3 protein-coding genes are annotated in these 3,513 nt (G+C 77.0%); all 3 read right to left on the bottom strand.

Annotation, left to right across the window (positions count from 1 at the left end):
- Window positions 1-56: 56 nt before the first annotated feature.
- The 3 genes from HYE82_RS35135 to HYE82_RS35125 all read right to left on the bottom strand — a co-directional run bounded on the left by HYE82_RS35135 (window position 57) and on the right by HYE82_RS35125 (window position 3,419).
- Window positions 57-1,904: a cation acetate symporter gene (locus HYE82_RS35135; protein ID WP_179178284.1), complete on the bottom strand. Its 1,848-nt coding sequence runs from the start codon at window positions 1,902-1,904 to the stop codon at window positions 57-59.
- A gap of 117 nt (window positions 1,905-2,021) precedes the next feature.
- Entirely contained in the window at window positions 2,022-2,297 is a 276-nt protein-coding gene (locus HYE82_RS35130) for a hypothetical protein (protein ID WP_179178283.1), read from the bottom strand.
- Window positions 2,298-2,564: 267 nt separating this feature from the next.
- Entirely contained in the window at window positions 2,565-3,419 is an 855-nt protein-coding gene (locus HYE82_RS35125; protein WP_179178282.1) for a LytTR family DNA-binding domain-containing protein, read from the bottom strand.
- Window positions 3,420-3,513: the final 94 nt, after the last annotated feature.

Below are 3,513 nucleotides of genomic sequence, written 5' to 3'. Positions count from 1 at the left end.
GCCCAGGCCCAGCAGCACGGCCCCCGAGAGCGCCGAGGCGGCCAGCAGGGCCGCGGTCACGGCGCACCCCCGGGGCGGTCACTGCCCGGACGGCCACGTTCCGGACGGCCACGTTCGGGACGGCCGGCGTTCGGGAGGCCGTCGTCCGGGAGGGGACCGCCCCTGCGGCCGTCCCCGGGGAAGGTCCCGGGGACGGCTCCGGCCACGGTCTCGGGCAGGTGCAGCCGGGCCAGGGTCGCCGCCGTCCCCACCGGGACCCGCGCCCGGGTCGCCAGCGACACCAACAGCATGGTGAGGAAGCCCAGCGGCACCGACCAGGCCGCCGGCCACGCGAGCAGCGCGTGCGCCCAGCCCGCGGGGGCCAGCCCCGCCCGGGTCGCCAGCACCGCGCCCAGCGCCGCCCCACCGCCGGTGAGCATCCCGGCCACGGCCCCCGGCGGGGTCAGCCCCCGCCACCAGATCCCCAGCACCAGCAGCGGGCAGAACGACGAGGCCGACACCGCGAACGCCAGCCCCACCGCATCCGCCACCGGTACGTCGGCCAGCGCCGTGCTTCCCGCCAGCGGCACCAGCACCGCCACCAGCACCGCGAGGCGGAAGGCCCGTACTCCCCGCCGAGCCAGCACGTCCTGGTGCAGCACCCCGGCCACCGCCATGGTCAGCCCCGACGCCGTCGACAGGAACGCCGCGAACGCGCCCCCGGCCAGCAGCGCCCCCAGCAGATCGCCGAGCAGCCCGCCCAGCATCCGCTCGGGCAGCACCAGCACGGCCGCATCCGCGTCCCCGGTCAGGGCCAGCTCGGGCACGTAGGTCCGGCCGAGGGCCCCGTACACCGGGGGCAGCAGGTAGAAGAAGCCGAGCAGGGCGAGCACCGCCAGCGTGGTGCGGCGCGCGGCCGGCCCGTTGGGGCTCGTGTAGAACCGCACCGCCACGTGCGGCAGCCCCATCGTGCCGAGGAAGGTCGCCAGGATCAGCCCGTACGTCGCGTACAGCCCGAACGCCGGCCGGTCCCCGGCCAGGGGCTCCGACCAGCGCGGGGCCCCCGCCCCGGCTGCCGGCCGGGACTCCGGCACGGGGGTGCCGGGCGTGAACTCCAGCCGCGCGTGCGCCCGTACGAGGTGCTCCCCGGCCTGGAGCGTCAGCGGGGCCGCCGTGTGCGTCCGCCCGTCGACCTGGCCGGTGACCGTCACCGTCAGCGGCGCGTCCAGCGTGAGGCGTACGTCCTCCGCGAGGGTGACCGCGGTGCGCTCGCGGAAGACCGCCGGGGCGTCGAAGGAGGCCCGGGGCGCGCCGTCCCCGGCCCAGGCGGCCAGCAGGAAGAAGGCGGGCACCAGCAGCGCGGTGAGCTTGAGCCAGTACTGGAAGGCCTGCACGAAGGTGATGCTCCGCATGCCGCCGGCGGCCACGGCCGCGGTCACGACGCAGGCGACGACCACCCCGCCCGCCCAGTGCGGCGCCCCGGTCAGGATCTCCAGGGTCAGTCCGGCGCCCTGGAGCTGCGGCAGGAGGTAGAGCCAGCCGACCCCGACCACGAACAGCACCGCGATCCGGCGTACCGCCGGCGACTGGAGGCGGGCCTCGGCGAAGTCGGGCAGCGTGTACGCCCCCGAGCGGCGCAGCGGGGCCGCCACGAGGGCCAGCAGCACCAGGTACCCGGCGGTGTAGCCGAGCGGGTACCAGAGCATGTCGGGTCCCTGGAGCATCACCAGCCCCGCCACCCCCAGGAAGGAGGCCGCGGAGAGGTACTCCCCGCTGATCGCCGCCGCGTTGAGGCGCGGGCCCACCGTGCGCGAGGCGACGTAGAAGTCCGAGGTGGTCCGGGATATCCGCAGGCCCAGTGCACCGACCAGGACCGTCACCAGGACGACGACGGTGACCGCGGTCAGCGCGTACGTCTGGTTCACCGGGGGTCCTTCGGCCGGGGAGGGGGACGGCAGGTGACCGGAGTCTACGCAGCGCAACCGGACCGCAACAGGCGTGATCCGGCGCGTTGCGGGGCCTGCCCCCGGCCAGGCGGGAGGTCAGGGGGTCGGGTCGCGGTGCTCCGCGCAGTCCCGCAGCGCGATCTCCAGCTCCACGTACGAGTCCTCGGCGCGCCGGAACGCGAGCCGCAGCGCGGCCTCCGCCCGGGGCGGCAGCTGGAGGCGGACCCCCTCGTTCGCCGCGTACAGGACGTCGGCCCAGCGGGCGGCGGTGCTGCGCAGCCGGGCGAGGAGCACCTCTGCCTCGGCGGGACCCGCCGGCCGGGTCCGGGGCAGTCCGGTCACTGCGTCGAGCAGTGCCTGGATCTCGGCCATCGGCACCCCCTTCCGTGATGACCCGCGGTTCCACGATAGGGGCCGGCAGGGGGCTCGGGCGCGGCGCGCCGGCGGCCCTGCGACCGGCGGCACGGGTGGGGCGCCGTACGTCCCGTGCGACGCGACGAACGGCCGGACGGCGCGCCGGGCGGTCGGTGTGCCACCCGCCGACCTGCCCACCCGCCGACCTGCCCACCCGCCGACCGGCCGACCCGCCGACCGGCCGACCGGCCGACCGGCCGACCGGCCGACCGGCCGACCGGCGGGTCAGCCGGTCGCCTGGCGCATCAGCAGGTCGCGCAGCTGGCGCGCGTGCCGGCGGCTGACCTGGAGCTCGGCGGCGCCGACCCGGACGCTGGTGGCGCCGGCGTCCAGCCGGAGCTCGTCGATCCGGCGCAGCGCCACCAGGTGCCGGCGATGGATGCGGACGAACCCGCGGGCCGCCCAGCGCTCCTCCAGGGTGGACAGCGGGATGCGGACGAGGTGGCTGCCCGCGTCGGTGTGCAGGCGGGCGTAGTCGCCCTGGGCCTCGACGTAGGCGATGTCGGCGATCGCGACGAACCGGGTGACCCCGCCGAGCTCGACGGCGATCAGGTCGTGGGCCCGGTCGGCGGCCGCAGCGGGGGCCCCGGTGCCCGCGGCGGTCGCCGCAGCGGGGCGGTGCTGCGCCGGGACGGCGGGCGCAACGGCGGCCGTTCCGGCCGGGGCGGGCGGCTGCTGTGCGGCACTGCGGCCGAGGTGGTCGCAGGCCCGCCGGACGGCCTCGGCCAGCCGCTCCGGCCGGACGGGCTTGAGGACGTAGTCCACGGCCTTGAGGTCGAAGGCCTGGACGGCGAAGCCCTCGTGCGCGGTGACGAACACGATCAGCGGCGGATGCGCGAAGCCGGCCAGCAGCCTGGCGATGTCCAGGCCGGTCAGCCCGGCCATGTGGATGTCGAGGAAGACGACGTCGATGGCGTCGGCCCCGTCGGGCCCGCTCTCCAGCGCGCGGGTGATCCGGCGCAGTGCCCCGGTGGCGTCGCAGGCGCCTTCGGCGCTGACGACGCGGTCGTCGGAGCGCAGCAGGTACAGGAGTTCCTCGAGGAGGGGCTTCTCGTCGTCGACGGCCAGTACGCGCAGCATGCGACGAGAGTGTAGGGAGCGGCGCGCCGCGGCGGAACGATGCGCGGCCCGCCCGCCGGGGGAGGGGGAGCGGGGGGCCGCGCGGCTCGAAGGG

Source organism: Streptomyces sp. BR123 (assembly GCF_013401435.1).
In the GTDB taxonomy this organism is placed as follows: Bacteria; Actinomycetota; Actinomycetes; order Streptomycetales; family Streptomycetaceae; genus Streptomyces.
Note: the sequence above shows the minus strand (reverse complement) of the source record. Positions and strands in the feature narration are given on the sequence as shown.

What these genes read in the sequence shown, in the direction of transcription:
- HYE82_RS35130 (WP_179178283.1), bottom strand. Translation starts at nt 2,297, where the DNA reads ATGGCCGAGATCCAGGCACTGCTCGACGCAGTGACCGGACTGCCCCGG.
- HYE82_RS35125 (WP_179178282.1), bottom strand. Translation starts at nt 3,419, where the DNA reads ATGCTGCGCGTACTGGCCGTCGACGACGAGAAGCCCCTCCTCGAGGAA.